Below are 25003 nucleotides of genomic sequence, written 5' to 3' on the forward strand. Positions count from 1 at the left end.
CGGCTCACGCGGCCTGCGCGTAAGACAGAATATCGCTCGCCGGATCGCCGAACAGCTTCGACAGCAGCACTATGCGCTTGAGCCCGTGGCCAACGCCCAGCTCGTCGCTCATGCCCATGCCACCGTGCAGCTGCACCGCCTGATGGCCGACCCAGATCGCGTTTTCGGCGACATGCGCCTTGATCGCCGCCATCGGCGCGGCCGGCTGCAGCAGCGCGCGAAGTATGGCCGACTGCACGCTTTCGACCCGCGCATAGGCATCCACCATGCGGTGCTGCAGCACTTGGAAGCGGCCAAGCGGCTGGCCGAACTGTTCGCGCGTCTTGAGGTAATCGAGCGTATCGGCAAACAGGCGCTGGGCAATCCCGGTCATCTCAGCCGCCGCCATCAGCCGCGCCTCATCGATCACCGCGCCGAGATCCGCTGCGAGCGGGCCTTCCGCTACCGCATCGTGGAAGGTCACGATGGCCGCCACGCCGCCATCCGCTACCGGGTAGGGCCGTACTTCGACTTCTGCCGCCTTGGCATCGACCACATAAAGGCCGGTCTTGCCGTCGTCCTCCGCGCTCACCACGAAGATATCCGCCGCGCCGCCGCCCAGAACGAACTGCTTGGTGCCCGAAAGCTTGCCGGCACGCATCTTGACGCCCTGCGCGTCCAGCACAAAACGGCGTCCCGGCTCGGCAAAGGCAAACGCGGCCACGGTCTCGCCCGCGATCACGCCTTCCAGATGTGTGCTTCCCGCCAGCAGCCGCGCCGGAAGAAAGCCGCATTCGAGCCAGGGCTCTACCGCCTGTGCGTAGCCCAGCGCCTGCGCCACCACGGCGAGATCGGCCGCTGACCCCTCCATGCCGCCATCCGCCTCGGCAGCGGCAAGGCCGATCAGCCCGAGCTCGGCGAGTTCCTTCCAACGGGCGCGGTCGATCCCGCCCGGAGCGCTGCGCGCCGCGCGCCGCGCCGCCACGTCCTGGCCTTGGCAGAAGCGCTCGACCGCCGCCTTGAACAGCTCCTGGTTCTCGTCGAGATCGAAGTTCATGCAGCGGCCTTCTTGAAGGTAATCGGCACCGAAACGAACCCGCGCAGCAGCAGGTTGGGCGAAACGCGCAGTTCGGCCCCGTCCTTGATGCGGATGTCGTCGAGGCGGCGCAGCAGCTCGGTGAAGGCGACGGACATTTCCTTGCGGCTGAGCATGTTGCCCACGCACATGTGGATGCCTTTGCCGAACGCGAGATGGGTGCGTGCGTTGGCGCGCTCCACGTCGAAGGCATCGGGGTTCGGATACTTCGCCGGATCGCGGTTTGCCGCCGCGTAGCGCAGCATGACCATCTCGCCCGCTTTGAAGCTCTGCCCGCCAAGCTCGGTATCGCGCATCACAAGGCGCCACATGCCCGCAGTCGGCGTATCGAGCCGCAGCACTTCCTCGATCATGTTGCCCACCAGCGCCGGATTGGCGCGGACCTTGGCCTGCTGCTCGGGGTTCTGCGCAAGGTGCACGATGCCGCCGGCCAGCGCATGGGTGGTCGTCTCGTTGCCAGCCACCATCAGCTGCTGGGCGATCGAGAGAATCTCGGCATCATTGAGCGGAGTTTCGCCATCGAGCCGGGCATTGACCACATCGGAAAGCAGGTCGTCAGTCGGCTGCTCGCGGCGCGCGTCGATCTTGACCTTGAGCTTGCGCTGGAAGTCGACGATCTCGTGCGCGCACTCGATCTCGCGTTCGCGCGGGATCATGTGGCCGAGCCGGTCAGCAAAGGCGTCGGACCAGCGCTTGACGTCCGCGCGCTCGGCGGGCGAGAAGCCCAATTGCTCGCAGATCACCTGCACCGGCAGCCCCACGCTGAACGCGGTGACGAAGTCGCACTCGCCGTCATCGACGAAACCGTCGATCAGCGCCGTCACCTTCTCGCGGATCCCGGATTCCAGCGCGTTCACGCGCGGCATCGAGAAGGCGAGGTTGACGAGCTTGCGGAAACGCGTGTGAACCGGCGGGTCGGCAGTCAGCAGAGTGTTCATCTGCGGCCAGCCCTGCGCGAGAATCCCGCTGACTTCGGGATCTTCCGCCAAGGCGCCCGAAAGCACTCCGCTGAAATCGTTCGAGAAAATATCAGGCTGGCCTGCCGCTTCCGAGCACATGTCGTAGCTCATCACGACCTTGGTTCCGGTCTCCGGCAGCAGAACCACAGGCTCGTTGGCATGGGCCCACTGGTATAGCGGGAACGGGTTCTGCATCACTTCCGGATCGAGCAGTGACTTGGCGCTGGTCATTTCATTCATGGCGGTTCCCACTCGTTTCACCTGCGATGTGGCACCGTCAAATCACCCGTGCCACGCGCGAAAATGCTAGGTTGGCATGCCTCGAAGTACAGGCCTCTCAACTATGTACCATCACTCCGCCATCGACCATGATCCCCTGACCGGTGATGAAGCGTGCATCGTCGGTCGCGAGGAACACCATGACATCGGAAACGTCCTCCGGCTGCCCGACGCGGCCAAGCGCCGAGCGGCCCGCGTAGTAGTCCTTAGCCCCCGGCGTGTCCTCGAACAGGCCCCTTGTCATGCCGGTCGCGATGGCGCCGGGCTGCACGCAATTGACGGTGATGCCCTGCGGCCCCAGTTCCATCGCCAGCGCCCGCGTCAGCCCGAGGATCGCGTGCTTGGACGTGGTGTAGGCCACCAGCCCCGCATCGCCATAGCGCGACATGATCGAACCCACATTGACCACCCGGCCCGCGCGCGAGGCCGCGAGCATGGGCAGCAGAGCGCGGGTCAGCTTCATCACTGCCGTCACGTTGATGCCGAGCGCCGAATCCCAGTCTGCCTCGGTCATTTCGGTGAAAGGCCCGTTCGGGCAGACCCCGGCGTTGTTGATGAGGATGTCGCACCCGCCGAGCAGGCTTTGCGCCGCTCCGGCAATCGCAGCAAAAGCGTCGGGATCGGCAAGATCGGCCGTCAGCGTATGGGTCCCGACGAGCCCCTCGCCCACCCGGTCGACGCCCAGCACCGACACGCCTTCCGCGATGAGCCGCGCCGCCGCTGCCGCGCCCATGCCAGAAGCCGCACCCGTCACGACCGCGGTGCGGCCTGAAAGGTCCTTCCCGCGGGCAATCTCCATCATGCGAACTCCCGCTGGAATTCGAGCATGTCGAAATAGTCGCGCCAATGCGCGATCTTGCCCTCGGCGTTGATCTCGAACGTGCCCGAGACACGGATCGCGCGCCAACGGCCGCCGATGAGGAACTTGTCGGTCCGCTCGGTCAGCACCACGTTGCCGTTTGCGGCGATGTGGTGGACGATCCACTCGGTGCCCTCGATCGGCGGGAAGCCCGCCATCAGCGCCTGACACCCGGCAATGCCCACGGCAGGCTCCATCGGAATGTTATGCCAGACCACGTCCTCGGCCATCATGCCGAAAGCGGCGGGCGCATCGCCCCTGTTCCATGCGGCGATGAAGGCTTCGACAATCTCCTGCGGGCTCATGTGCTGCTCCGGCTTTGCGCCGTCCAGTCCAGCGCATTGGCGATCACGCGGCGGACGGCAGGGTTTGCGTAGGTGTGGGGCCCATCGCCGAACTGGCAATAGACGATCCGGGCTGGGCCGATCGCCTTGGTCCAGGCGACAAGGTTGCTGCCGGGCGGGTGAGGCCAGTCCGCATTGTCGAACATCCGGCCCGCGACGGCATGGGCGGCGGAATAGAAGTTCTCGGCCACGAAGGTGTGGCTGGAACGGATCAGCGGGGTAACATCGTCCTCGAACACCTCGCCGAGGTAGAGCTCGTCATTGACCGGGAACGCGCTTGGCACGCCTTCCAGCACCGGATGCTCGGCCACCAGTTCGGCGGTGTAGTCCACTTCGTGGCGATAGCCTGAGTCGAGCTTCGCCTCCCCGCGCAACGGCCCGGGCTGGTAGAGGAACCGCCCGCCGAGCCATTCGCTCCACTGCGGCCATTCGGTCCAGCCGGCGATGGCATGGTGCATCATCACCGCGCCCCGCCCGCTCGCAAAGCGCCGCTCCAGTGCCGCCTTGTAGGCATCGGATGGCGGTGCGGTCTTCACCGTCCCGTCGGCAAAAGTATAGCCCGGCATGTCGTAGAACAGCATGGCATCCGCCGTATCGGCCGCCCCTGCTGCGATCCGCTCCTCCGCCTCGGGGTGGACGTAGTGGGTGATGTCCCAGTCGCCAAGGCTCGCGAGGAAAGCCGCAAACGGCTCCTCCTCGTAAGGATGGCCACCCGAGACGACGAGGAGCGTGCGCGCGGCCACGATCAGCTCAGCTTCAGGATCATCTTGCCGTCGTTCGCGCCGCTGAACAGGCGCATGAACGCAGGCAGGGCCTGATCGATGCCTTCATCGACATGCTCGTCGAACACCAGCTTGCCCTCGCTGACCCAGCCCGCCATCGCGGCGATGCCCTCGCCGAAGCGCGGCACATAGTCGGCCACGAGCAGCCCGGTCATCGAGGCGCGCTTGACAATCAGCTGCCAGACATTGCGCGCGCCGGTCTTTTCGCCCGCATTGTTGTACTCGCTGATGAGGCCGCACAACCCGATCCGCGCATACATCGCCAGGTTGTTGAGCCCGGCATCGAGGATATCGCCGCCAACGTTCTCGAAGATCACGTTGACACCCCCGGGCGCCACCGCCGCGAGTTCGGCCGAGAGCTGGTCCACGCTCTTGCCGCGGTAGTCGATGGCGACGTCGAAGCCGTAGCGCTCGACCAGCCGCTTGCACTTCTCCGGGCCGCCGGCGATGCCGATGACTTTGCTCGCACCCTTGATCTTGGCGATCTGGCCGACGAGCGAACCCACCGCGCCCGCGGCGCCGGTCACCAGCACGACATCGCCCGGCTGCGGCTTGCACACCTCAAGATACCCGAAATATGCCGTCATCCCGACTGCGCCGAGCACCGAGAGGAAGTTTGTCGGCGAAGGCACGATGATGGGATCGATCGGCGCGCTGAAGCCGCCGGCTTGCGAGACCGAGTATTCCTCGATGGCATTGAGCCCCGAAACCCACTGCCCCACCGGGAAGCCGTCCGCCTTGCTCGCCACCACTTCGCCCACAGTCGAGGCGCGCACCGGCGTGCCGAGCGGGATCGGCGGCATATAGCTCGGCGCATCGTCCATCCAGCCGCGCATGGCGGGATCGAGCGAGGCATAGTGGTTGCGGATCAGGAACTGGCCATCGGTCAACTCGGGCAGCGGCTCGGACACGAGGTTGAAATCTTCGGCCACGGGCATGCCATCGGGGCGGCGGACAAGCAGGAAACGGCGGTTTTCGGTCACGAACGGAGCTCCTGGATCGGATGGGCGCGCGGGGTGCGGCGCAGCCCTCATCGATAAGCGAACCTAGACCCCGCCGCCACCAAGACGACTGTCATTTTTGCCGGGCGGCTGGGGCCTTGCGGCACTCCCCTTTTTGGCAGGTGAAGCGCCGCGCCATCCTTCCCACAGTGCGCCGCAGGCCGCCGACCAGCGCGGCGATGAGGATACACAGGCCATGGCTGAGCCGTTCTTTGATCACCCCTACCTTTCCGGGCATCACGCACCGATCCGGTTCGAGGCAGATGCGCCTGACCTTATCATCGAGGGCAAGCTGCCCGACGACCTTGCCGGGATCTTCTACCGCAACGGCCCCGATCCGCTCTACCCTCCGCGCGAGGGCGACTACCACTGGTTCGACGGCGACGGCATGGTCTTCGCCTTTGCCTTCGAAGACGGCCGCGTCTCGATGCGCAACCGCTGGGTGAAGACCGAGAAGTTCGAGCTCGAGAAGGCCGCCGGTCGCCGCCTCTTCGGCATTTTCGGCAATCCGATGACTTCGGACCCCAGCGTCCAGGGCAAGCGCTACAACACCGGCAACACCAATATCATCCTCCACGGCGGCCAGCTGCTCGCGCTGATGGAAGGCGCGCCGCCCGTCGCGCTCGATCCGCGCAAGCTGGATACGCTGCATGAGGAAACCTATGGCGGTCTCGTCACCTCCAGCTTCTCGGCGCATCCCAAGATCGATTACAAGACGCGCGAGATGTTCAACACCGGCGCTGCCATCTACGGCATGATGGGACCGGCTGAAATGCGCTACGACGTGGTCGCTGCAGACGGGACGCTGCGCAAGACCGAGATCATCCCGATGCCGCACTTCAGCCTGATGCACACCTTCCTGCTGACGGAGAACTGGGCGGTCTTCCCGTTCATTCCCATCGACACCGACCTCAAGCGCTTCGCCGCCGGTGGCCCGATGACCGCGTGGGTCAACAACCGCCCGACCAAGTTCGCGGTCATGCCGCGCGAGGGCGGAGCGGCGGACATCAAGTGGTTCGAATTCGAGCCGCGCCACATGTTCCACGAACTCAATGTCTGGGAAGAAGACGGCAAGATCATCGCGGACGTTGCCGCCGCCAACGGCACGGCCTTGTTTCCCGACGAGACCGGCGCGCGGCGTACCCATCTCGATACCCAGCAGAGCCTGCGCCGATGGACCATCGACCCCACCGGCAACACGAGCTGGATCAAGGAGGAGGTCCTCAACTGCCGCGACATCCAGTTCCCGCGCCCCGACGACCGCCTGATGACAAGGAAGTCGCGCCACAGCTTCGCCAACATCAACCTCAAATCCCGCGACGGGCGCGTCGAGGGCATGGACGCGGTACTGCGCTACGACACCCAGACCGGCGAGGAAGACATCTGGCACTTCGGCGCGGGCGCGGCAGCGGGCGAACTCGTCTTCGCACCGCGCCTTGGCAGCACCGATGAGGCCGACGGCTACGCCATGACTCTTGTCCACCCGGCGAACAGCGGCACCAGCGAGCTGGCGATCTTCGCCGCCAAGGACATCGCCGCCGGACCGATCGCGCGCGTTCTCATCCCCTTCCGCGTGCCGAGCGGCTTCCACTGCAATTTCTACGCAGAGGATAACCCGCTCTACCAGCAGGCAATCACGAACTGACGTCCGACCGAAAATCGCACATGGCCAAGATCCCTGCGCACCTTGCCGCCTATGCTGCCGACGGCAGCTGGAGCAATATGACCATCGGCGATTACGCGCGCCGGTGGGCCGAGAGCGATCCTGACAAGGTGGTCTATCTCGGCGACCCCGCCGCGCCGACTTATGCCAGCCTGCTGGCGGACGGCGAGGCGCTCGCCCGCGCTCTCCGTGATCTGGGCCTCGGTACCGGCGACGTGATCAGCTTTCAGGTGCCCAACTGGATCGAAGCCTCGGTGATAAACCTCGCCGCCAATCTCGGCGGCTTCGTGATCAATCCGATCGTGCCGATCTACCGCGATGCCGAAGTGATCCAGATGCTGGGTGATTGCGGCGCCAGGGCCTTCTTCGTCGCCGAAACTTTCCGGGGCTACGATTTCGCCGCGATGGTGGACCGGGTGCGCCCGCACCTGCCGCAACTGCAGCATATCATCTTCGTGCGGCCTGCGGAACGCACGCCCGACTACGCGGCGCTGGTGGAGCATGGCCGCAGTCTCGCCGCGCCGCTCCCCAAAGTCGACCCCGACGCGCTCAAGCTCATTCTCTACACCTCGGGCACCACCGGGCGGCCCAAAGGCGTGCTTCATTCGCACAACACGCTCGACCGGGTCGCGCAGTTCGGCAAGCGCTACAGCGGCGTGCCGAACGATGTCACACTGATGCCTTCGCCGGTCACGCATATCAGCGGCTTTTCGGGCGGGCTGGAAAAGCCCTTCGCTGTCGGCAGTCAGGTCGTGCTGATGGAAGCTTGGAAAGCAGCCGAGGCGGTCGCGCTGATCGACCGCTACGGCGTCACTTCCACCGTCGCCGCAACGCCGTTCCTGCAGGAATTGTGCGATGCCGCCGATGCCGCCGGCTCCAAGCTCCCCACCTTCCGCCGCTTTGCCTGCGGCGGCGCTGCGGTGCCGTCGGAACTCGTCCATACCGCCAACCGCCGACTGGCCCATCCTTGTGCCTACCGGGTCTATGGCAGCTCCGAAGTGCCGCTGGCGACGCCGGGCATCCTCCCCGAAGTCAGCCTTGAAGAGGCCGCCGAGACCGATGGCGCCGCGCTCGACTACGAACTGCGCCTTGTCGACGACGACGGCAACGAAGTGCCCCATGGCACCGACGGCGAGATTCTTGTGCGCGGTCCCGCGATGTTCCTGGGCTATGCCGATCCCCAGCAGACCCGCGAGTCCCTTACCGACGACGGCTTCTTCCGCACCGGCGACATCGGCCGCATCACCCCCTCGAGCGCGCTGGTGATTACAGGGCGCAAGAAGGACCTCATTATCCGCGGCGGCGAGAACATCAGCGCCAAGGAAATCGAGGACGTGCTCCACTTGCACCCCGCGATCAAGGAAGCCGCCGTCGTCTCGATGCCGCACCTGCGGCTGGGCGAAGGCATCTGCGCCTATCTGATCCCGATGGGCGAGGAGCAGCCCGACATGGCCGCGCTTTCGGCCTTCGTCAGCGAGGCGGGGCTGGCGAAGCAGAAGTGCCCCGAACGCATCGAATGGGTGGAAGCCTTCCCGCGCACCGCATCGGGCAAGATCCGCAAGGATATGCTGCGCAGCATGATCAAGGCGCAGATGGAGGCGGAGAAGGCGACATAGGCGCCCGCTATCTGCCACCCACGCAGTAGACACGCCCTCCCCCCAGAACCAACGTCACCCAGGGCTTGACCGGGGGTTGGGCTTTCCTTCGAAGCGCGACGCTAGACCAAAGAAGCCTGACCCCGGATCAAGTCCGGGGTGACGAATTGGGGAAATCCAACCTTCGTCAATCAACCCCTGCTCGTCGTTGCGAGCGTAGCGAAGCAATCCAGAGCGGTTGTGCGCGGGGCTCTGGATGTTTCGCTACGCTGGCAATGACGAAACCTATTCGCCGCGTCAGGGCGTAAAGCTCAACTCTGCGTCTGCAATGCGGCCATCGCCGCGCCAACCGCCGCCTGGATTTCGCCCGGGCGCGGGTTGCGCCGCAGGGTCAGGCCGCCGTTGATCTGCAGGTTCTGGCCCGACATGAAGCAATCGTCGCTGACCACGAACAGCGCGGCCTTGGCGATATCCTCCGAGGTGCCGACACGGCCCAGCGGGTATTCCTTCACGAAAGCATCGGCGAGGCCGGGTACCGCGAACGACTGCTCGGTCATAGGGCTCAGGGTGAAGCCGGGCGAAAGCACGTTGGCGCGGATGCCCTGCGGGCCATACTGGTTGGCGACGCAGCGGATCAGCGCTTCTGACCCCGCCTTGGTCGCGATGTAGGCGGCATGGTCATCGATCACGCACTGCGTGGTGGCCGATGAAATCTGGATCAGCGAACCACCATGCGGCATCGCGCGCACGAAGGCGCTGAGGAAGTAGTGCACGCCCTTCAGCTGCAGCGCGATGATCTGGTCGAGCTCTTCCTCGGTGATCTCGTGGAGCCCTTTGAGCAGGCCCCAGCCGGTCGCGTTAATGGCGATGTCGACCTTGCCGTGGCGCTCCAGCACGGTCGTCGCCAGCGCTTCGACATCGGCCTTTTTCGAAAGATCGCACAGCGCCCAGTCACCCGCGATCACGCCGGCGAAGCGCTTGAGCTCATCGGCCTTGCGCCCTGCAACCACCACCTTGGCGCCTGCATCGGCAAGCGTGCGGGCGATGTGCTGGCCCATGTTGCCCGAACCCGCCGCGCCGATCACCACGGCAACCTTGCCCGAAAGATTGGTCATGGCCTGTCAGTCCTCTGCAGTCAGGAAGGTTGCGGTGGCCACGCCGTCAGGACCGTAGACAGGCTCCGACAGGTCGCAGCGATACTTGCGGGTGCTGGCGCCCAGAATGGTGAAGCTGCCAAGGTGCGCGCCCATCTTGAAGTAGGGTTCGGCGAGCAGGTGCGCAGCGAGATCCTCGGCGGTCTCCCACTCCTCGAACACGTGAATGCGCCCAGGATTATGCGGATCAAGGCTCCACGCGTAGTGGCGGCACCCCTTCTCCGCGAGCGCCATGTCAATCAGCGGCTGCGCATCCTTGAGCACTTCGTCGCGCACTTCCGGCGCAAAATCGATCTCACCAGCAACAACGACGATCATTACGAATACCCCTTCAGAACTGAAAAGCTGCGGCTCTGGTAAAGCCAGGCACCGCCGCGCTTGACGTACGTGTCCTCGTAGTGGCCGATGCTGCGGCGCAGGTTGCCTTCGAGGTCCTCGAGCGTCTCGTTGGTGTAGACGCGGCCGGTAGCCGTATCGCCGTCGATGACGATGGCGCCGGTCTGGTAGAAGAAGCCGACGAAAGCGAAGGTCGACATCGCGCCGGTCCACAGGCCGACAATGGATTCCTTGCCGTTCACGGTGTGCCCCGCCAGATCCCAGACGGCATCGTCCGCCCAGAGCGCACCCCAGTCAGTCGCGTCGCGCCGGAACACGGCATCGGCGTAGTTGTCATGCAGCGCGCGGATCGCGAGCTGATCCTCGAGTGGTCCGGTGATAGCCATATTCTCTCCCAATCGGGGGGAGCGTAAGGCGATTCCGCAGGCTCAGAAACTATCAATTCCGCGCGCTGTCAGGGCACGAGTTTTGGCTATTCTGGCACGACAAAAGCCCGGGTTCACCGGGCGATGAACCGTGGATGGAGAGCGCGATGGATCTGGGTCTCAAGGGCAAGAAAGTCATCATGAACGGCGGGGCCCGCGGGATCGGCCTCGAGATCCTGAAGATCCTCACAACCGAAGGCGCCGATGTCGCGTTCTTCTCGCGCGATCAGGCCAAAATCGACGCCGCGCTTGCCGAGCTCGCCGGCAACGAAGGCAAGGCGCATGGCGATGCCTTCGACATGACCGGCAATCTCGAAGGCTATGTCGCCTGGCTCAACGGTGCGGTCGAAAAGCTTGGCGGCTGCGACATCTTCATCAACATGGCCAGCGTCTCGGGCGCCGGCGCCACGCAGGATTGGCAGAAGTGCCTCGACGTGGACATCATGGCCGCGGTCAAGGGCATCGAGACGCTGACCCCGGCGCTCGAAGCCTCGGGCGCAGGCTCGATCATCGTGATGTCGTCCACCGCCGCGGTCGAGACCTTCATCATGCCACAGGCCTACAACGCAATCAAAGCCGCGCTGATCACCTATGCCTCGCAGCTTTCCCAGGCGCTCGCGCCCAAGGGCATCCGCGTCAACACCGTCTCGCCCGGCCCGATCGAATTCCCCGGCGGCAGCTGGGAGATGATCCAGGGCGCGATGCCGGACTTCTACAAGGGCATCAAGGCGCAGATCCCGATGGGCCGCCTCGGCGCACCGGACGAAGTGGCCCGTGCGGTCGTGTTCATCGCGAGCCCGGCGTCGTGCTACACAACCGGCGTCAATCTCGTGATCGACGGCGGCTTCACCAAGCGCGTGCAGTTCTGATCGGCGGGACCTGACAATGGCAAAAACTCCGCTCGAACTCGCCCACACCATGCTTGCCTGCATCGACGCGGGCGACTGGCCGGGGGTACTGGCGATCACTTCGCCCGATTACGTAGTCCACGAACCGCCTGAGCTTCCCTTCGGCGGCGATTGGAAAGGGCAGAATGCGCTGATCCGCCTGTTCCCGCATGTCTGGAGCTACTGGGACGACGTGGTGGTCGACCGCCTTGGCATCCTGACAGATGAAAACTACTTCTGCCTCCAGCTGCGCATGACGATGACCTCCAAGCTCACCGGCAACCGCATCAGCACCTCGCTCGCCGAGACGACCCGCTGCGTTGATGGCCTGATGGTGGAGTATACGATCCACTATCACGATACGGCGCTGGTCGCCCGCGAAGCCGGCCCGCCGCGCCCGGGTGCGGTGAAGCTGGGAGAGTGATCACTGGGTCTCGTCTTTGCGAGCGTAGCGAAGCAATCCAGAGCGCCGCGCACTGCCGCTCTGGATTGCTTCGTCGCTACGCTCCTCGCAATGACGATGGTGTTTTGGATTTGTGCGTTCAGACGCAGAATGGATGAACTAACATGGACCGTCTGAAGGGCAAGGTCGCCATCGTTACCGGCGCCGCCAAGGGCCTCGGCGCGGCGGACGCGCGGCTGTTCGTAGCCGAAGGCGCAACTGTGATTCTCACCGACGTGGACGATGCCGCAGGCAGCGCGCTCGCCGCCGAGCTTGGCGCCGCGGCGGAATACAAGCGCCTCGACGTGACGAGCGAAGCGGAGTGGGAAGCGCTGATTGCCGACATCGTCGCGCGGCACGGCCGGCTCGATGTGCTGGTGAACAATGCCGGCATTGTCGAGTTTGGCGATCCAGAGACACTAACCGAGCCGAACTACCGCAAGATCATGGCCGTCAGCCTCGACGGCGTGGTTTTCGGCACCAAGCACGCCATCCCGGCCATGGCGGCAAACGGGGGCGGCTCGATCGTCAACATGGCCTCGATCGCGGCGATCCAGGGCGAACCCACCTTCGCCGCCTACAGCGCGGCCAAGGGCGCGATCGACGCATACACCCGCGCTACAGCGGCCTATTCGATCAAGAACGGGCGCGGGGTGCGGGCGAATTCGGTGCTCCCTGCCGGGATCGACACGCCGATGGTGCAGAGCCTTGGCGGCAAGCTCGCCGCCCTTGGCGCAGCCGCCCCGGTGCACGATGCCGCGACCGCGACGAACCGCCTTGGCGAGCCGGTCGATGTGGCGAACCTCGTGCTGTTCCTCGCTTCGGACGAGAGCCGCTTCATCACCGGGCAAAGCCACGTGATAGACGACGGCGCATCGGTGATCGCCGGGAGCACGGTGTCCAGAAGCTGAGCTAGACCTGGCTGAAGCCCCCGTCGATCACCAGTTCGCTGCACGTGACGAAGCTCGCCGCCTCGCTGCAGAGGTAGACCACGCCGCCGCCCATTTCGGCGGGGCGGGCCTGCCTGCCGATCGGGTGGCGTGCTTCCATCGCCGCTTGCGCTACTTCGCGCGAAGGCGCGGCGCCCATTTCGACGTAGCGGTCCATGATCGAGCCGAGCATGGCGGTATCAACGCCGCCGGGGTGCACCGAATTGACGCGGATGTTGTAGCCCAGCGCGGCGAATTCGGCGCCGAGGCATTTCGAGAGCATCTTCACCGCCGCCTTGCTGGTGCAATAGGCCGCATTGAACGCCGCGCCGCGCAGGCCGCCGATGCTGGAGAAATTGACCACCGACGCCCCGCCCGGCCGCGCCTTTCCACCCGCCAGCAGCAGCGGCAGCAACACCTGCGTGCCGATGATGATCGAATCGACATTGACCGCATTGACCCGGTGAAACTCGCTCAGCGGTGTCTCGTCGAACTTGGTGACGATGGAGATGCCCGCGTTGTTCACCAGCGCGTCCAGCCGCCCATAGTCGCGCCTGATCAGCGCCGCGAGCGCCTGCCAGTCAGCCTCGCTGGTCACGTCGTGCTGCATTTAGACGTCCGCGCCTTCGATCTCGGCGGAGGCGGCCATATCAGTGGCAATCACGGTCGCATGCGCGGCCTTCAGCGCCTTGACCAGCTCGCGGCCGATCCCGCCCGCAGCCCCCGTCACCACGGCGATCACGTTGTCCAGCGCGATTGTCATTGCGCGGTCCATCCCCCGTCGATAACCAATTCGGCGCCGGTCATGTAGCTGCTATCGCTGCTGGCGAGAAAGAACACGGCGGCGGCGAGTTCGGAAGGGTCGGCCAGGCGACCGATCGGCGTGTTGGCGGCCATGCCGTCGATCAGGTCCTGCACTTTTTCGGCCGCCCCCGCATCGACCCAGCGCTGGAAGCCGGCATGGAGCAGCGGCGTCAACACGAAGCCCGGGTGCAGCGAATTGGCGCGGATCGGCATCTTTTTCTGCGCAAACTCCAGCGCGATGCTCTTGGTGAACAACCGCACTGCGCCCTTGCTGGCGTTGTAGGCCGAAACCTCGCTAAGCCCCACGAGGCCCATGATCGAACTGACGTTGATGATCGAGGCCCCGCCCTTCACATCCGCTCCGCTCGCCGCCAGCAGCGACACGAACTGGCGCGTGCCAAGAAACACTCCGTCGACATTGACCGCCATGATCCGCCGCCAGGCCTCGAGGCTGATGGTCTCGACCGGCCCGGTTAGGTCGGTCCCGGCATTATTGACGAGGATATGGAGCGCGCCGTGGCGCTCCTCCACGGCCCGCGCCGCGCGGACCCAGTCGTCCTCGCTCGTCACGTTCGCGCAGATATAATTGGCGGCTTGCCCCAGCCGGGCAAGTGTCTCGGTGACAGTGGTGCTATTCTCTGCGTCGAGGTCCGAAAGGACAACTTCGGCGCCCTCGGCAAGAAGCCGCTCGGCACAGGCAAGGCCGATGCCCCGGAGCCCGCCCGAAATGAATGCGACGCGGCCCTGCAGCCGCTGCGCTCCCAGATCGCTCATACCCCCATCATCCCTGCTGTCGTGGCGCCGTCGATCGCGATCTCGGCGCCTGAAATGAACCCGGCCTCATCCGATGCGAGATAGGCGACAAGGCCCGAAATCTCCTCGAGCTGCGCCATACGCCCCATCGGCGCCATACCTTCGTAAATCGCGCGCGTAGCGGCGGGATCGGGCTGCGCGTTCATGATCTGCTGGATCAGCGGGGTCTCGACCACGCCGGGCAGGATCGCATTGACGCGGATCTTGTAGCCCTTCTGCCCGCAGTGCACCGCCGCCGACTTGGCCAGCGCACATACCGCCGCCTTGGTCACCGAATAGGTAACGTAATTGCCGAGAGGGCGCGTGGCGTTCATCGACGAGTTGATGATGATCGAGCCGATCGGCCCTTCGGGATTGCGCTTCATTGCGGCAATCGCGTTCTGCACCGTGAGCATCACGCCGGTCTGGTTGATCGCGACCACGTTGTCCCAGCCCTCGATGCCCACGTCCTCGATGCTGGCATCGCCGCTTTCGGTCCCGGCATTGGCAAAGGCAATGTCGAGCCGCCCGTGCGCCGCGAGCAGGTCCTCGATCAGCGCGGGCCAGGTAGCCGCATCCTGGACGCGGTGCTTGCGGAAGGTTGCGCCGGTTTCAGCGCAGAGCGCGGCGGCCTCGGCCTCCTTCGATCCGGTGAAGACCACCTTCGCCCCTTCGGCCACGAGCCGCCGCACGCTCGCCGCGCCGATGCCGGTGGTGCCGCCGGTGACCAGCGCCACCTTGCCTTCGAGTCGCCGTGTCAATGTTCTCTCCCAGCCTGTTTTCGCGCGCGCGCCTTGCGGCTTGGTGGAACGGTCTGCGCCGCAGCGCAACCTGTGCTTTTCGCAAGGTGACGCAGCGGGAGTGCCACCGCCGTCGGCCGCGCCCTCGGGCCCACCCCGGTCACTCATCCCCGGCAAACCGCCCGCGCCGGAATGACACAGCTTGATTACCGGCAGTACTGCCGGTATTGTGCCTGAACACGATCCGGCGCTGCAAAGACGCCAGGCGAAGCGGGAGATAAGCATGGCGCGGAGTCTGGAATTGGCGACAGGCAAACCGGGGTCGGCCATCCGCCCCATATCTGCCGAAACGGTCAATCTGGTGCGTATCAGGACCCGCGAGGACGTGCGCCGCGCCGCCGAGGCGCTGCATCAGCTGGCGATGGACGCGGGCATGCGCGCCGCACCAGCACACGATATTGCCGACAAGCGCACTCCGGTGGACCACGAGGGCAATATCCTCGCCAGCGATGTGTTTGGCTGGAACGCCGAGAAAGCCTGGTGGCGCAATTCGCGCATCGCGCTTGATTCGCCGCTGACATCGGCCTGCCGCTTCACGGGCGAGCCGTTCTGGGTGAATGCGCAAGGCTTCCGCACGCGCGAACCCAACGGCTATCTCGCGGCGATCGACCTTGGCAATTTCGAGGCCCGGGCGATGACCCGCGCCGCCATCGTGGTCCCGGTGCATCTGCCGTTCGGCCAGATCGGTGCGGTCAGCTTCAATCCGCTCGACACTGCGATGACAGACCTTGAGGAGGCCTTTGCCAGCCACGGCGATGCCTTCGGGCTCTATGCCCGCACTTTCATCGCCAGTTATGTGCAGGTCATGGGCGCACGCCAGGCTCTGCCTCCGGGCTCGCGCCTGTCGAAGCGCGAAGTCGAGTGCCTGCGCTGGGCCGCGATCGGCAAGACCGACCTTGAAATCAGCATGATCATGAGCCGCAGCCGCCCGACGGTGCGCTTCCACATCCACAACGCCTCGACCAAGCTCAATGCGGTGAACCGCAGCCAGACCGTGTTCAAGGCGGCACAGCTCGGCTACATTTCGCTCGGAACTTGAGCGGTTTGTTCGCTCCCCTAGCGTTTTGTAGAGTCGGCAAGCGGCCCCCGCTGTGGCCTGAAGGGATCGTGGGGACTCGCGGCGGATTCGTCGTGCGCCCGGCGAGAGTGTGAACCGGACTGCTGAAGGGCGGAGACAACCAACGGGATGCAAGCGATGATCATCGGCAAGCCCTGCCCGGCAGTTCCGCACCGCCCGGAAATGACCACAACAACCATGACCTCCAACAACAAGGTGAGATGAAGGATGCAGTTGAGCCGTGAGGCGCTCTTGCGCGCCTATCGCCAGATGAAGCTGATCCGCGAGTTCGAGGAACGGCTCCACGTCGATATCCAGACCGGCGAGATCGCCGGCTTCACGCACCTTTACTGCGGGCAGGAAGCCGTCGCGGTCGGGGTGTGCGAGCACCTTTCGAGCGACGACAAGATCGTCTCCACCCACCGCGGCCACGGCCACTGCCTTGCCAAGGGCTGCGACGTTGACGGCATGATGGCCGAGATCTGGGGCAGCCGCGAGGGCCTGTGCAAAGGCAAGGGCGGTTCGATGCACATCGCCGATGTCGACAAGGGCATGCTGGGCGCCAACGGCATCGTCGGGGCGGGCGCACCGATTGCGGTGGGTGCAGGCATCGCGTGCAAGATCGATGGCAAGGGCCACGTCGCGATCACCTTCTCGGGCGACGGTGCGTGCAACCAGGGCACCACGTTCGAGGCGATGAACATGGCGGTCGTCACCAAGGCCGCCTGCATCTTCGTGTTTGAAAACAACCACTATTCAGAGCACACCGGCTTCGAATATGCGGTCGGGACCAACAAGGACATCGCCAGCCGCGCCGAAGCCTTCGGCATGAAGGTCTGGCGCGGTGACGGCACCGACTTCTTCTCGGTGTTCGAGACGATGCGCGAAGTGCTCGACTATGTCCGCGTCCCCGGCAACGGCCCGGCGGCGGTCGAGTTCGATACAGAGCGCTTCTTCGGCCACTTCGAGGGCGACCCGCAGCGCTATCGCGGGCCGGGTGAGCTCGATCGCATCCGCGAGACGCGCGATTGCCTCAAGAAATTCCGGGCCAGCGTGACCGAAGCCAAGCTGCTCTCCGGCGAGGATCTCGACGCGGTCGATGCAGACGTGATGGACGCTATCGAAACCGCCGTCGTCAAGGCCAAGGCGGCCGAGCGGCCCACCCCCGAGGACGTCCTTGCCGACGTCTACATCTCGTACTGAGCCCCGCAGGAGCGCGACCAATGGCAAAAATGATGTATCGCGAGGCGGTTCTCTCCACGATCGCCGAGGAAATGGAGCGCGACGAGAACGTCGTCGTGCTGGGTGAGGACATTGTGGGCGGCAACGGCACCGCTGGCGGCCCGGAAGCCATCGGCGGCATCTGGTCGACCTCGACCGGCCTCTACGGCAAATTCGGCGCGGACCGTGTGATCGACACCCCGATCTCGGAAAGCGCGATCATGGGCGCGGCAGCGGGCCTCGCGCTTGCCGGCAAGCGCCCGGTGGCCGAGCTGATGTTCGCCGACTTCATCGGCGTGTCGCTCGACCAGATCTGGAACCAGCTCGCCAAGTTCCGCTACATGTTTGGCGGCAAGACGCGCTGCCCGGCCGTGATCCGCATGGCATGGGGCGCGGGCTACAACGCCGCCGCACAGCACAGCCAGGCGGTCCACCAGATTCTCACCGGCATGCCTGGCCTTAAGGTCGTGATGCCCAGCACCCCGGCCGACGTGAAGGGCCTTTTGCGCACCGCGATCCGCGACGATGATCCGGTGATCTTCCTCGAGCACAAGGCGCTCTACGGCGTGAAGGGCGAGGTGTCTGACGACAAGGACTTCATGATCCCCTTCGGCCACGCCCGCCTCACCCGTGCCGGCCAGGACGTGACGATCGTCTCGACCGGCCTGCTGCTCGGCTTCTGCGAGGCAGTGGCAGACAAGCTCGCCGCCGAAGGCATCGGCTGCGACGTGATCGACCCGCGCACGACGAGCCCGCTCGACGAGGAAGCGATCCTCGATTCGGTCGAAGTGACCGGCCGCCTCGTGGTGGTCGACGAATCGAACCCGCGCTGCGGCTTTGCCGGCGACATCTGCGCGCTGGTTGCCGAAAAGGCCTTCGCCAGCCTCAAGGCCCCGCCGCTCAGCGTCACGCCGCCGCACACGCCTGTCCCGTTCGCGCGCGAGCTGGAAACCGCGTACCTGCCCTCGATCCCCAAGATCGAAGCGGCGGTGCGCAAGGTCCTCTCCTACCGCTAAGGAACGCCGTCATGGCTGATATCCGCCCGTTCTGCATGCCCAAGTGGGGCATCGAAATGACCGAGGGCACGGTTGCCGAATGGATGGTCCCGGAAGGCCAGGCCTTCACGCGCGGCCAGGTCCTCTGCCTGATCGAGACCGACAAGATCACCAACGAGGTCGAGGCCGAATACGACGCGGTGCTCAAGCGCGTCCTCGTTCCCGCCAGCGACCAACCGCATCCGGTCGGCGCGCTGCTCGGCGTGTTCGCCGATGCTGCGGCCACCGATGCCGAAGTCGACGCCTTCGTTGCCGCGTTCAAGCCCGCTGAAACGGGCGTCGCGGCCAAGGCGGGCAGCGCCGAGGCGTCTGCCCCCGCCGCCGCACCGGAGTCGGCTCCCGCCGCAGCCCCGGCCGCGCCGAAGAAAATCGTCACCAACCGCGCGATCAGCCCCGAGGCGCTGAAGCTCGCCGAGGCCGAAGGCGTCGATATCGAGCCGATCGCCGGTTCGGGCCGGAACGGGCGCATTACCTATCAGGACGTGGTGCAGGCCGTGCGCCCCGAACGTGCGCTAAGCCTCAAGGGCACGGTGGCCCTCACCGAAGAGACCCGCGCGATCTTCGCCTCGCCGCTCGCGCAGCGCCTTGCTGCGCAGCATGGCATCGATCTGTCGGGCGTTACCGGCACCGGCCCGCGCGGCCGTATCTCGAAGAAAGACGTGCTGGCCCTCGTCCCGGCTCCGGCCGAAACCGCCGCCGCGCCCGTGTTTGGCGCGCCGTTCGTGGCCGTCGCCAATCAACCGGTGATCCAGCCCTTCGACAAGGTGCGCAAGGTCGTTGCCCGCCGCCTGACCGAGGCCAAGCAGACCATCCCGCACTTCTACCTGCGCGTTTCCGTCGCGGTCGATGATCTGATGACCTTGCGCAAGACCGCCAATCTGGTTCTCGGCGCCAAGGCGTCGATCAACGACTATCTGGTCAAGGCCGTTGCCCTCGCGCTCGTCCGCCATCCGGACGTGAACGTGCAAGTCCACGGCGATGCGGTGCACAGCTTCCCCCATGCCGATGTCGCCATTGCGGTCGCGAGCCCCAAGGGCCTCGTCACGCCGGTGGTGCGGCAGGCGGACCGCTTGCACATCACGCAGATCGCCGCCGCCACCCGTGCGCTGATCGACAAGGCGCAGGCCGGCCGGCTCTCCTACGAGGACATGGACGGCGGCACCTTCAGCATCTCCAACCTGGGCATGATGGGGATCGAAGCCTTCGACGCGATCATCAACCCGCCGCAGGGTGCGATCCTCGCCGTTGGCGGGGTGAACCGCGTCGCGGTCGAGCTCGATGATGGCGACTTCGCCTTCGAAAGCCGCATCCAGCTCTCGCTCTCGGTCGACCACCGCGCCATCGACGGTGCCGCGGGCGCAGGCTTCCTGCAGACGCTGAAAGGCCTGATCGAGGATCCGGAGAGCCTGTTCCGCTAAGGCCGCCCCTAGCCTAATGGACAGCGCCACCGCTCGTGCAAACCGGCTAGGACCGCCCGTCATGGGAACCATTCGCCAGATCGTGCTCACCCGGCGCCCGCAAGGCGTGCCGGTCCCGGAAGACTTCGCGCTCGCTCCGGCGCCGATGCCCGAGATCGGGCCGGGCGACATCCTCGTGGCGATGCGCGTCGGCTCATGCGATCCGGCGATCCGCGGCTTCCTCGACGACCGGCCAAGCTACCTGCCGCCGGTCGCCATCGGCGCGCCGATCAACGGCATGTCGCTGGGCGAGGTCATCGCCTCGAACGATCTGGCCTGGCCGGTCGGCACATTCTTGCGCACCTTCGCCACCTGGTCCGATCACTACGTGATCCGGGGCGATGCGCTGGGGCTGGAACGCGTGGACGCAGCGCCTGGCGTGCCGCTGCAGCACTATATGGGCGCGCTGGGGCCGGTTGGGCTTACTGCATGGGTCGGGCTCATTGCCGTGGGGCGGGCGCAGGCGGGCGAGACTGTTGTGGTCAGCGCTGCGGCCGGCGCCACCGGCAGCACCGTGGTTCAGCTTGCCAAAGCGCGCGGCTGCCGTGTAATCGGCCTTGCCGGGGGGCCAGACAAGGCCGAAGTGGTGCGCCGCCTCGGCGCCGATGTCGCAATCGACTACCGCGCAGAGCCCGATCTTGCTGATGCAGTCAGGGCCGCCGCACCCGAGGGGATCGACGTCTATTTCGACAATGTCGGCGGCGAAACGCTCGATGCCCTGCTGCCACTCATGCGCCTCCACGGACGGATCGCGGTCTGCGGCATGGTCAGCCAGTACAATGATGCCGACAATCCGCCGGGCGTGAAGAACCTGTGGCAACTGGTGGTGAACCGCGTGACCATGCGCGGTTTCCTCACTTACGACCACGCCGACCGCCTGGCCGAAGCGCAGGCCGAGCTCGACGCGCTTTATGCCGCCGGCGCGTTGCGCCCGCTGGAGAATCTGCACGATGGGTTCGCGGCGCTGCCCGGCGCCTTCATCGATCTGATGGGCGGGCGCACCATCGGCAAGACCATGGTGCTGACATGACCCTTCCCATCCGGCAGGTCGCGTATTTCTGCGCCGATCCGCGCGCGGCAGCGGCGGCGCACAATGCCGCATTCGGATCGGGGCCGTTCTTCGTCGCCGACCATATTCCGCTCAAACGCTCGGTGCATCGCGGCACCGAGCGGCTGCTTGACCACACCTCGGCCTATGGCCAATGGGGTGAGGTGATGATCGAATTCGTCGGCCAGAACAATCCCGGCCCCTCCCCTTTCCATGATCTCTTTCCCGAAGGCTCGGGCCGTTACGGGCTCCACCACGTCGCGGTCTTCGTCGATGATGTCGATGCAGCGCTCGCGGATTTCGCAAGGCAAGGCGCTCCTTGCGCCATGCGCGCGGAAATGAACGACGGCTTTGTCTTCGCCTTTGCCGACACCAGCGCGACGCTGGGCCACATGACCGAACTCTATGCGCCGACGCCGAGCCTCACCGGCTTCTACGCGATGGTCGCCAAGGCCGCGCGCGATGGCTCAGCTGAAGAGCGCGCCAGAATTCACGCAATTTCAATGGGTTGACGATGAGCACGAGCTGGCATTCCCTGATTTCCGAAAGTGATTTCCCGGCCGAGGGCAAGCTCGCCGCCAAAGTGGCGGGCTGGTATGTGCTCGTCGTCCGCACCGATGACGGTTTCCACGCCATAAACGATCGCTGCACCCACCAGGCCGCGCTTCTTTCACCCGGCCGGATCCGGCGCGGCGCGGTGATGTGCCCGCTGCACGGTGCTCGGTTCGAACTCGCCAGCGGCAAGTGCCTTGGCGGCACCTACAACGATCTCAGGGTTTTCCCGCTCCGATTGGAAGGTGCCATGCTCGAGGTGTGCCTGCCCGATACTCCTCCGGGCCCGGGCGATACGCCGGTCGGGGGCAGCTAGAAGCCCCTGGAGCCCGGCCTCCCTTTTTGGAGAGGTGAGCCGGGCTGCGCGCAGGGCCACTCCGAGGGTCGAAGGGAATTGACCATGACCAAGAACCGCTTCTGGCAACTCGACGCGCACCCGCAAGGACAGGATTTTGCCAGCGCGCTGTCGCTGCGCGAAGAGGAGTTGGCCGCGCTTGGCGATGGCGAAGTCCGCATCGCCGCGCAGTGGTTCTCGATGGATGCGGGCACGCGGATGTGGATGGGCCCACGCACCGATGGCTACCAGCCGCCGCTGCCACTCGGCGGCAAGATGGTCGGCCTGGTGCTAGGCACGGTCTGCGAAAGCCGGAACCCTGCCTATGCTGTCGGCGCGATGGTCCGGGGGTTCGCCCAATGGGCAGACTACTCGGTAGTCACTCCGGCGCTCACCGGGCTTGATGTCGTCGATGCCGGTCTTACCGATCCGCGCGAGCATTTCGGGACCCTCGGCATGAACGCCTGGACTGCACTGATCGGTGTGCGTGATGTTGCCCGTATCCAGCCGGGCGAGTGGATCGCGGTATCGGCAGCCGCCGGCGCGACCGGGAGCATGGCCTGCCAGGTGGCGCGCAATCTCGGCGCGCGGGTTGTCGGTATTGCCGGCGGGCCGGACAAGTGCCGCTATCTCACCGAGGAACTCGGCGCAGAGATCGCCATCGACTACAAGGCGGACGACGTCGCCGCGCGCCTTGCCGCCGAAGTGCCTGGCGGTCTCAACGCCTACTTCGACAATGTCGGCGGGCCGATTCTAGATGCCGTGCTTCCCAACATGGCGCTGTTCGGCCGCGTGGCGGTCTGCGGCCTTGTCGCCGCCTATGACAATGATGCGCCGCTGCCGGGCCCGGAACGCTACGATCAGGTGCTGATGAAGCGCCTCAGGATCGAAGGCTTCTTCCTGCCCGACTACTTCGGCCGCACCGATGCCTACCTGCCGCCCTTGCGTGCATGGCTCGATGAAGGCCGGCTCGTCATGCGTTTCGATGAGACCGCAGGCCTCGAAAATGTGCTCGCCGCCTATGCCCGGATGCTGCGCGGCGGAGCCATCGGCAAGGTCGTCGTCAAGGTCGCCTAGGGCCGCGCACTGCCCCCTTCTCCTAGGAGAAGGGGGCGCGCACCGCCTTACCAGGCGTGGTTCTCGCCGTTCCACTTGAGGAAGTCGCCCGATGTTTCGAGCGTCCAGTCGGCCGCCACCTTGCGGATGCCGGCAGCGCTCTCCGACGGGGTAATCTCGGCATGGGGGCCGCCCATGTCGGTCTGCACCCAGCCCGGGTGGACAAGGCCGATGATCACGCCCTTGGCCTTCAGATCAATCGCCACCGAGCGCATCAGCCGGTTGAGTGCCGCCTTGGCCGAGGCATAGGCATACATGCCGCCCATCGGCCAGGTCGACGCGCCGAGCTGGCTGGTCACGTTGATCACCTTGCTGCCCTCGCCGAGGCGCGGCAGGAAGGCCTGCAGCACGCGCAGCGGGCCTTGCACCATGATCGAGAAAGCCTCGTTCCACGCCGCCCAATCCGCGCCTTCCAGTTCGTTCGCAATCGGCCCGGTCACGCCCGCCACGTTGTAGACAATGTCGATCGCCCCGTCGCCGCTCGCTGCCGCCGCAGCACGCACCGAAGCATCATCGGCGACATCGCATTCATGAATCGTCAGCAGCCCGCCAGAAGATGCGGCGAGCGCCTCGAGCGCCGGGCTCGCCTTTCGCGGCAGCGCCAGCACGTGGTCTCCGGCTGCAACATGCTGCGCAGCAATTTCAAGCCCGATACCCCGGGCAGCCCCGGTGATTGCAACAGTAGCCATGGCTTATCGTCTCCCCTCGATCCAATCGTTCAGCACTTCATGGAAGAAGCGCACGCGTGTTTCCTGCGCCGGCAGATAGGCATCGGTGTATCCGCGCGAATGCATGCCGGCCTGCATCGCCTCGGCCAGTTCCATGTCCTGGTAGACGATCTGGCCGGCGAGTTCGGGGATACCACGTCCACCGTCAAAGTCGCGCACTTCGCACACCTCCACCTCGCGCAGCGGCTTCTCCCCGGCCATGATCGATTGGCAGGTTTCCTGGCCCTCCACCGGGAAGGCCATGCACCACAAGTCGAAGTAGCATTTCTCCGGGTCGGTCGGATGCGGCTCGCTGCGGAAGAACACGAGGTTGTCCGGCAGGAAGCTGATCGTCACGTTGGGGAAGATCACCGTGTGCGGGCTGTCGGTGATCTGCTCGTCGTCCATATGCTCGTAGTGCACATAGCCGCGCTCGCGCCACAGCCGCCGCTTCGCCGCCTTGAGATCGTGCCAGCCCTGCAGCGCGAAATCCTCGTAAGTCGCATACTGCGCCGGATCGATGTCCCACTCCCTGAGGATCGACGCAAAGGGATGCTCGACCCCGTCGGGCAGCCTATCGCTCAGCGAAGGCCGCATCGGCTGCACCGTCCGCCCGTGCCCCGCAGGCCACATCTCGTGCCGCGCGGTATCGACGTCCTGATCGATCCATGGCGGCACCTGCGGGTGAGCGGTGCGGGTGTGGTAGCTTTCCGAGAAGTTGTCGGTCACGAACTTCCAGTTGGCGTTGATCGCGATCCGGTACCACGCCACACGCACCGCCGTGTCCATCGGATAGGCACGGTAAACCTCGGGCATGGGGTGCAGGTACTCGGCAAGCGTCGGCGCATCGGGGTCCATCGTATACCAGACGAAGCCGCCCCAGGTGTCGCAGCGCAGCTCGTTCAGCCGCAGCTTTCCGCAAGGATCACCTTGCGGAAAGTCGTGCCGATCCTGCGCATGCTGCAGCAGGCCGTCCTTGCCCCAACGCCAGCCATGATAGGGGCATGTGATCGTATCGATCGACGTGCTTTCGCCGACCATGCGCATGCCCCGGTGGCGGCAGGCGTTGTAGAAGGCGCGGATCGAGCCGTCGTCCTGGCGGATGCACAACACCGACTCCTTCATGAAGTTGTGCACCACCATGTCGCCCGGCTCGGGAATCTCGGCCGTGCGCCCGGCAACGTGCCAGATGCGCGTCCACAGCCGATCCCATTCGGCCTTGGCAAATTCGGGCGAGAAGTAGCGGTCTCCGGTGATGGCATCGCCGCGCAGATTGGCGGGATCGCGCCCGTCTAGCGGCTGGGTGGCATCTGCTGGCCGGTTCATGGCG

At 65.5% G+C, this 25003-nt stretch carries 28 protein-coding genes; 13 read left to right on the forward strand and 15 right to left on the reverse strand.

The features are described from left to right. Positions 1-4: 4 nt before the first annotated feature. The 6 genes from WCL10_RS02770 to WCL10_RS02795 all read right to left on the reverse strand — a co-directional run bounded on the left by WCL10_RS02770 (position 5) and on the right by WCL10_RS02795 (position 5281). On the reverse strand, positions 5-1036 hold the full coding sequence (locus WCL10_RS02770) for an acyl-CoA dehydrogenase family protein (RefSeq protein WP_336894096.1): 1032 nt from the start codon (positions 1034-1036) through the stop codon (positions 5-7). Beyond that, positions 1033-2274, reverse strand: coding sequence for a cytochrome P450 (locus WCL10_RS02775; RefSeq protein WP_336894097.1), 1242 nt, complete (start codon positions 2272-2274; stop codon positions 1033-1035). Before WCL10_RS02775 ends, WCL10_RS02770 begins: the two co-directional genes overlap by 4 nt. Before the next feature lie 97 nt (positions 2275-2371). Beyond that, on the reverse strand, positions 2372-3115 hold the full coding sequence (locus WCL10_RS02780) for an SDR family oxidoreductase (RefSeq protein WP_336894098.1): 744 nt from the start codon (positions 3113-3115) through the stop codon (positions 2372-2374). Beyond that, positions 3112-3477 (reverse strand): limonene-1,2-epoxide hydrolase family protein, encoded by a 366-nt coding sequence (locus tag WCL10_RS02785; RefSeq protein ID WP_336894099.1) that lies wholly within the window; start codon positions 3475-3477, stop codon positions 3112-3114. Before WCL10_RS02785 ends, WCL10_RS02780 begins: the two co-directional genes overlap by 4 nt. After that, complete coding sequence (locus tag WCL10_RS02790) at positions 3474-4259, reverse strand: ThuA domain-containing protein (protein WP_336894100.1); 786 nt, start codon at positions 4257-4259, stop codon at positions 3474-3476. Before WCL10_RS02790 ends, WCL10_RS02785 begins: the two co-directional genes overlap by 4 nt. A gap of 2 nt (positions 4260-4261) precedes the next feature. After that, the gene (locus WCL10_RS02795) at positions 4262-5281 is read right to left on the reverse strand and encodes an NADP-dependent oxidoreductase (protein WP_336894101.1); all 1020 of its coding nucleotides are present in this window, start codon (positions 5279-5281) and stop codon (positions 4262-4264) included. 133 nt (positions 5282-5414) lie between these two features. On the opposite strand from WCL10_RS02795, the gene WCL10_RS02800 reads away from it, so the two are divergent. After that, a complete protein-coding gene (locus WCL10_RS02800) occupies positions 5415-6944 on the forward strand; it encodes a carotenoid oxygenase family protein (protein ID WP_336894102.1) in 1530 nt (509 codons plus the stop codon). Between the two features lie 20 nt (positions 6945-6964). Next, complete coding sequence (locus WCL10_RS02805) at positions 6965-8578, forward strand: AMP-binding protein (RefSeq protein WP_336894103.1); 1614 nt, start codon at positions 6965-6967, stop codon at positions 8576-8578. Positions 8579-8868: 290 nt separating this feature from the next. Here the strand turns inward: WCL10_RS02805 and WCL10_RS02810 are convergent, their stop codons facing one another. The 3 genes from WCL10_RS02810 to WCL10_RS02820 are packed head-to-tail and all read right to left on the reverse strand — an operon-like array spanning position 8869 to position 10433. After that, complete coding sequence (locus WCL10_RS02810) at positions 8869-9672, reverse strand: SDR family oxidoreductase (RefSeq protein WP_336894104.1); 804 nt, start codon at positions 9670-9672, stop codon at positions 8869-8871. Between the two features lie 6 nt (positions 9673-9678). Then, positions 9679-10029: a putative quinol monooxygenase gene (locus WCL10_RS02815; RefSeq protein WP_336894105.1), complete on the reverse strand. Its 351-nt coding sequence runs from the start codon at positions 10027-10029 to the stop codon at positions 9679-9681. Then, positions 10029-10433 (reverse strand): nuclear transport factor 2 family protein, encoded by a 405-nt coding sequence (locus WCL10_RS02820; protein ID WP_336894106.1) that lies wholly within the window; start codon positions 10431-10433, stop codon positions 10029-10031. The genes WCL10_RS02815 and WCL10_RS02820 overlap by 1 nt, the downstream gene beginning before the upstream one ends. Before the next feature lie 146 nt (positions 10434-10579). Here WCL10_RS02820 and WCL10_RS02825 point away from each other — a divergent pair, with 146 nt between their 5' ends. The 3 genes from WCL10_RS02825 to WCL10_RS02835 all read left to right on the forward strand — a co-directional run bounded on the left by WCL10_RS02825 (position 10580) and on the right by WCL10_RS02835 (position 12712). Beyond that, the gene (locus WCL10_RS02825) at positions 10580-11341 is read left to right on the forward strand and encodes an SDR family oxidoreductase (RefSeq protein WP_336894107.1); all 762 of its coding nucleotides are present in this window, start codon (positions 10580-10582) and stop codon (positions 11339-11341) included. A gap of 16 nt (positions 11342-11357) precedes the next feature. After that, positions 11358-11783 carry a nuclear transport factor 2 family protein gene (locus tag WCL10_RS02830; RefSeq protein WP_336894108.1) on the forward strand — a complete coding sequence of 142 codons (426 nt, stop codon included), beginning with the start codon at positions 11358-11360 and terminating at the stop codon, positions 11781-11783. A 143-nt stretch (positions 11784-11926) separates the two neighbouring features. Then, positions 11927-12712 carry an SDR family oxidoreductase gene (locus WCL10_RS02835; RefSeq protein WP_336894109.1) on the forward strand — a complete coding sequence of 262 codons (786 nt, stop codon included), beginning with the start codon at positions 11927-11929 and terminating at the stop codon, positions 12710-12712. A 1-nt stretch (position 12713) separates the two neighbouring features. Here WCL10_RS02835 and WCL10_RS02840 read toward each other — a convergent pair whose 3' ends face one another. Genes WCL10_RS02840 through WCL10_RS02855 form a run of 4 tightly spaced genes read right to left on the reverse strand, consistent with a single transcriptional unit; the run spans position 12714 to position 15087 of the window. After that, positions 12714-13340: an SDR family oxidoreductase gene (locus WCL10_RS02840; RefSeq protein ID WP_336894110.1), complete on the reverse strand. Its 627-nt coding sequence runs from the start codon at positions 13338-13340 to the stop codon at positions 12714-12716. Beyond that, positions 13341-13493: an NAD-dependent epimerase/dehydratase family protein gene (locus tag WCL10_RS02845; protein WP_336894111.1), complete on the reverse strand. Its 153-nt coding sequence runs from the start codon at positions 13491-13493 to the stop codon at positions 13341-13343. After that, positions 13490-14308: an SDR family oxidoreductase gene (locus WCL10_RS02850; RefSeq protein WP_336894112.1), complete on the reverse strand. Its 819-nt coding sequence runs from the start codon at positions 14306-14308 to the stop codon at positions 13490-13492. Before WCL10_RS02850 ends, WCL10_RS02845 begins: the two co-directional genes overlap by 4 nt. After that, entirely contained in the window at positions 14305-15087 is a 783-nt protein-coding gene (locus WCL10_RS02855; protein WP_336894113.1) for an SDR family oxidoreductase, read from the reverse strand. The genes WCL10_RS02850 and WCL10_RS02855 overlap by 4 nt, the downstream gene beginning before the upstream one ends. Before the next feature lie 262 nt (positions 15088-15349). On the opposite strand from WCL10_RS02855, the gene WCL10_RS02860 reads away from it, so the two are divergent. The 8 genes from WCL10_RS02860 to WCL10_RS02895 all read left to right on the forward strand — a co-directional run bounded on the left by WCL10_RS02860 (position 15350) and on the right by WCL10_RS02895 (position 22927). Further along, the gene (locus WCL10_RS02860) at positions 15350-16165 is read left to right on the forward strand and encodes a LuxR C-terminal-related transcriptional regulator (protein WP_336894114.1); all 816 of its coding nucleotides are present in this window, start codon (positions 15350-15352) and stop codon (positions 16163-16165) included. Between the two features lie 246 nt (positions 16166-16411). Continuing rightward, entirely contained in the window at positions 16412-17386 is a 975-nt protein-coding gene (locus WCL10_RS02865) for a thiamine pyrophosphate-dependent dehydrogenase E1 component subunit alpha (protein WP_336894115.1), read from the forward strand. A gap of 20 nt (positions 17387-17406) precedes the next feature. After that, on the forward strand, positions 17407-18420 hold the full coding sequence (locus tag WCL10_RS02870) for an alpha-ketoacid dehydrogenase subunit beta (protein ID WP_336894116.1): 1014 nt from the start codon (positions 17407-17409) through the stop codon (positions 18418-18420). An 11-nt stretch (positions 18421-18431) separates the two neighbouring features. Further along, complete coding sequence (locus WCL10_RS02875; RefSeq protein ID WP_336894117.1) at positions 18432-19877, forward strand: dihydrolipoamide acetyltransferase family protein; 1446 nt, start codon at positions 18432-18434, stop codon at positions 19875-19877. Positions 19878-19938: 61 nt separating this feature from the next. Continuing rightward, positions 19939-20946 (forward strand): NADP-dependent oxidoreductase, encoded by a 1008-nt coding sequence (locus WCL10_RS02880; RefSeq protein ID WP_336894118.1) that lies wholly within the window; start codon positions 19939-19941, stop codon positions 20944-20946. Then, positions 20943-21476, forward strand: coding sequence for a VOC family protein (locus tag WCL10_RS02885; RefSeq protein ID WP_336894119.1), 534 nt, complete (start codon positions 20943-20945; stop codon positions 21474-21476). Before WCL10_RS02880 ends, WCL10_RS02885 begins: the two co-directional genes overlap by 4 nt. Before the next feature lie 2 nt (positions 21477-21478). After that, a complete protein-coding gene (locus WCL10_RS02890; RefSeq protein ID WP_336894120.1) occupies positions 21479-21832 on the forward strand; it encodes a Rieske (2Fe-2S) protein in 354 nt (117 codons plus the stop codon). An 84-nt stretch (positions 21833-21916) separates the two neighbouring features. Next, positions 21917-22927: an NADP-dependent oxidoreductase gene (locus WCL10_RS02895; protein WP_336894121.1), complete on the forward strand. Its 1011-nt coding sequence runs from the start codon at positions 21917-21919 to the stop codon at positions 22925-22927. A gap of 47 nt (positions 22928-22974) precedes the next feature. Here the strand turns inward: WCL10_RS02895 and WCL10_RS02900 are convergent, their stop codons facing one another. After that, positions 22975-23655, reverse strand: coding sequence for an SDR family NAD(P)-dependent oxidoreductase (locus tag WCL10_RS02900; protein WP_336894122.1), 681 nt, complete (start codon positions 23653-23655; stop codon positions 22975-22977). 3 nt (positions 23656-23658) lie between these two features. Further along, on the reverse strand, positions 23659-24999 hold the full coding sequence (locus WCL10_RS02905; protein WP_336894123.1) for an aromatic ring-hydroxylating dioxygenase subunit alpha: 1341 nt from the start codon (positions 24997-24999) through the stop codon (positions 23659-23661). Positions 25000-25003 lie beyond the last annotated feature (4 nt).

The organism is Novosphingobium sp., from assembly GCF_037133355.1.
GTDB lineage: Bacteria > Pseudomonadota > Alphaproteobacteria > Sphingomonadales > Sphingomonadaceae > Novosphingobium.

Coding starts and splice junctions, on each gene's coding strand:
- WCL10_RS02770 (WP_336894096.1), bottom strand. CDS start 1,036: ATGAACTTCGATCTCGACGAGAACCAGGAGCTGTTCAAGGCGGCGGTC.
- WCL10_RS02775 (WP_336894097.1), bottom strand. CDS start 2,274: ATGAATGAAATGACCAGCGCCAAGTCACTGCTCGATCCGGAAGTGATG.
- WCL10_RS02780 (WP_336894098.1), bottom strand. CDS start 3,115: ATGATGGAGATTGCCCGCGGGAAGGACCTTTCAGGCCGCACCGCGGTC.
- WCL10_RS02785 (WP_336894099.1), bottom strand. CDS start 3,477: ATGAGCCCGCAGGAGATTGTCGAAGCCTTCATCGCCGCATGGAACAGG.
- WCL10_RS02805 (WP_336894103.1), top strand. CDS start 6,965: ATGGCCAAGATCCCTGCGCACCTTGCCGCCTATGCTGCCGACGGCAGC.
- WCL10_RS02810 (WP_336894104.1), bottom strand. CDS start 9,672: ATGACCAATCTTTCGGGCAAGGTTGCCGTGGTGATCGGCGCGGCGGGT.
- WCL10_RS02815 (WP_336894105.1), bottom strand. CDS start 10,029: ATGATCGTCGTTGTTGCTGGTGAGATCGATTTTGCGCCGGAAGTGCGC.
- WCL10_RS02820 (WP_336894106.1), bottom strand. CDS start 10,433: ATGGCTATCACCGGACCACTCGAGGATCAGCTCGCGATCCGCGCGCTG.
- WCL10_RS02825 (WP_336894107.1), top strand. CDS start 10,580: ATGGATCTGGGTCTCAAGGGCAAGAAAGTCATCATGAACGGCGGGGCC.
- WCL10_RS02830 (WP_336894108.1), top strand. CDS start 11,358: ATGGCAAAAACTCCGCTCGAACTCGCCCACACCATGCTTGCCTGCATC.
- WCL10_RS02835 (WP_336894109.1), top strand. CDS start 11,927: ATGGACCGTCTGAAGGGCAAGGTCGCCATCGTTACCGGCGCCGCCAAG.
- WCL10_RS02840 (WP_336894110.1), bottom strand. CDS start 13,340: ATGCAGCACGACGTGACCAGCGAGGCTGACTGGCAGGCGCTCGCGGCG.
- WCL10_RS02845 (WP_336894111.1), bottom strand. CDS start 13,493: ATGACAATCGCGCTGGACAACGTGATCGCCGTGGTGACGGGGGCTGCG.
- WCL10_RS02850 (WP_336894112.1), bottom strand. CDS start 14,308: ATGAGCGATCTGGGAGCGCAGCGGCTGCAGGGCCGCGTCGCATTCATT.
- WCL10_RS02860 (WP_336894114.1), top strand. CDS start 15,350: ATGGCGCGGAGTCTGGAATTGGCGACAGGCAAACCGGGGTCGGCCATC.
- WCL10_RS02865 (WP_336894115.1), top strand. CDS start 16,412: ATGCAGTTGAGCCGTGAGGCGCTCTTGCGCGCCTATCGCCAGATGAAG.
- WCL10_RS02870 (WP_336894116.1), top strand. CDS start 17,407: ATGGCAAAAATGATGTATCGCGAGGCGGTTCTCTCCACGATCGCCGAG.
- WCL10_RS02875 (WP_336894117.1), top strand. CDS start 18,432: ATGGCTGATATCCGCCCGTTCTGCATGCCCAAGTGGGGCATCGAAATG.
- WCL10_RS02880 (WP_336894118.1), top strand. CDS start 19,939: ATGGGAACCATTCGCCAGATCGTGCTCACCCGGCGCCCGCAAGGCGTG.
- WCL10_RS02885 (WP_336894119.1), top strand. CDS start 20,943: ATGACCCTTCCCATCCGGCAGGTCGCGTATTTCTGCGCCGATCCGCGC.
- WCL10_RS02890 (WP_336894120.1), top strand. CDS start 21,479: ATGAGCACGAGCTGGCATTCCCTGATTTCCGAAAGTGATTTCCCGGCC.
- WCL10_RS02895 (WP_336894121.1), top strand. CDS start 21,917: ATGACCAAGAACCGCTTCTGGCAACTCGACGCGCACCCGCAAGGACAG.
- WCL10_RS02900 (WP_336894122.1), bottom strand. CDS start 23,655: ATGGCTACTGTTGCAATCACCGGGGCTGCCCGGGGTATCGGGCTTGAA.
- WCL10_RS02905 (WP_336894123.1), bottom strand. CDS start 24,999: ATGAACCGGCCAGCAGATGCCACCCAGCCGCTAGACGGGCGCGATCCC.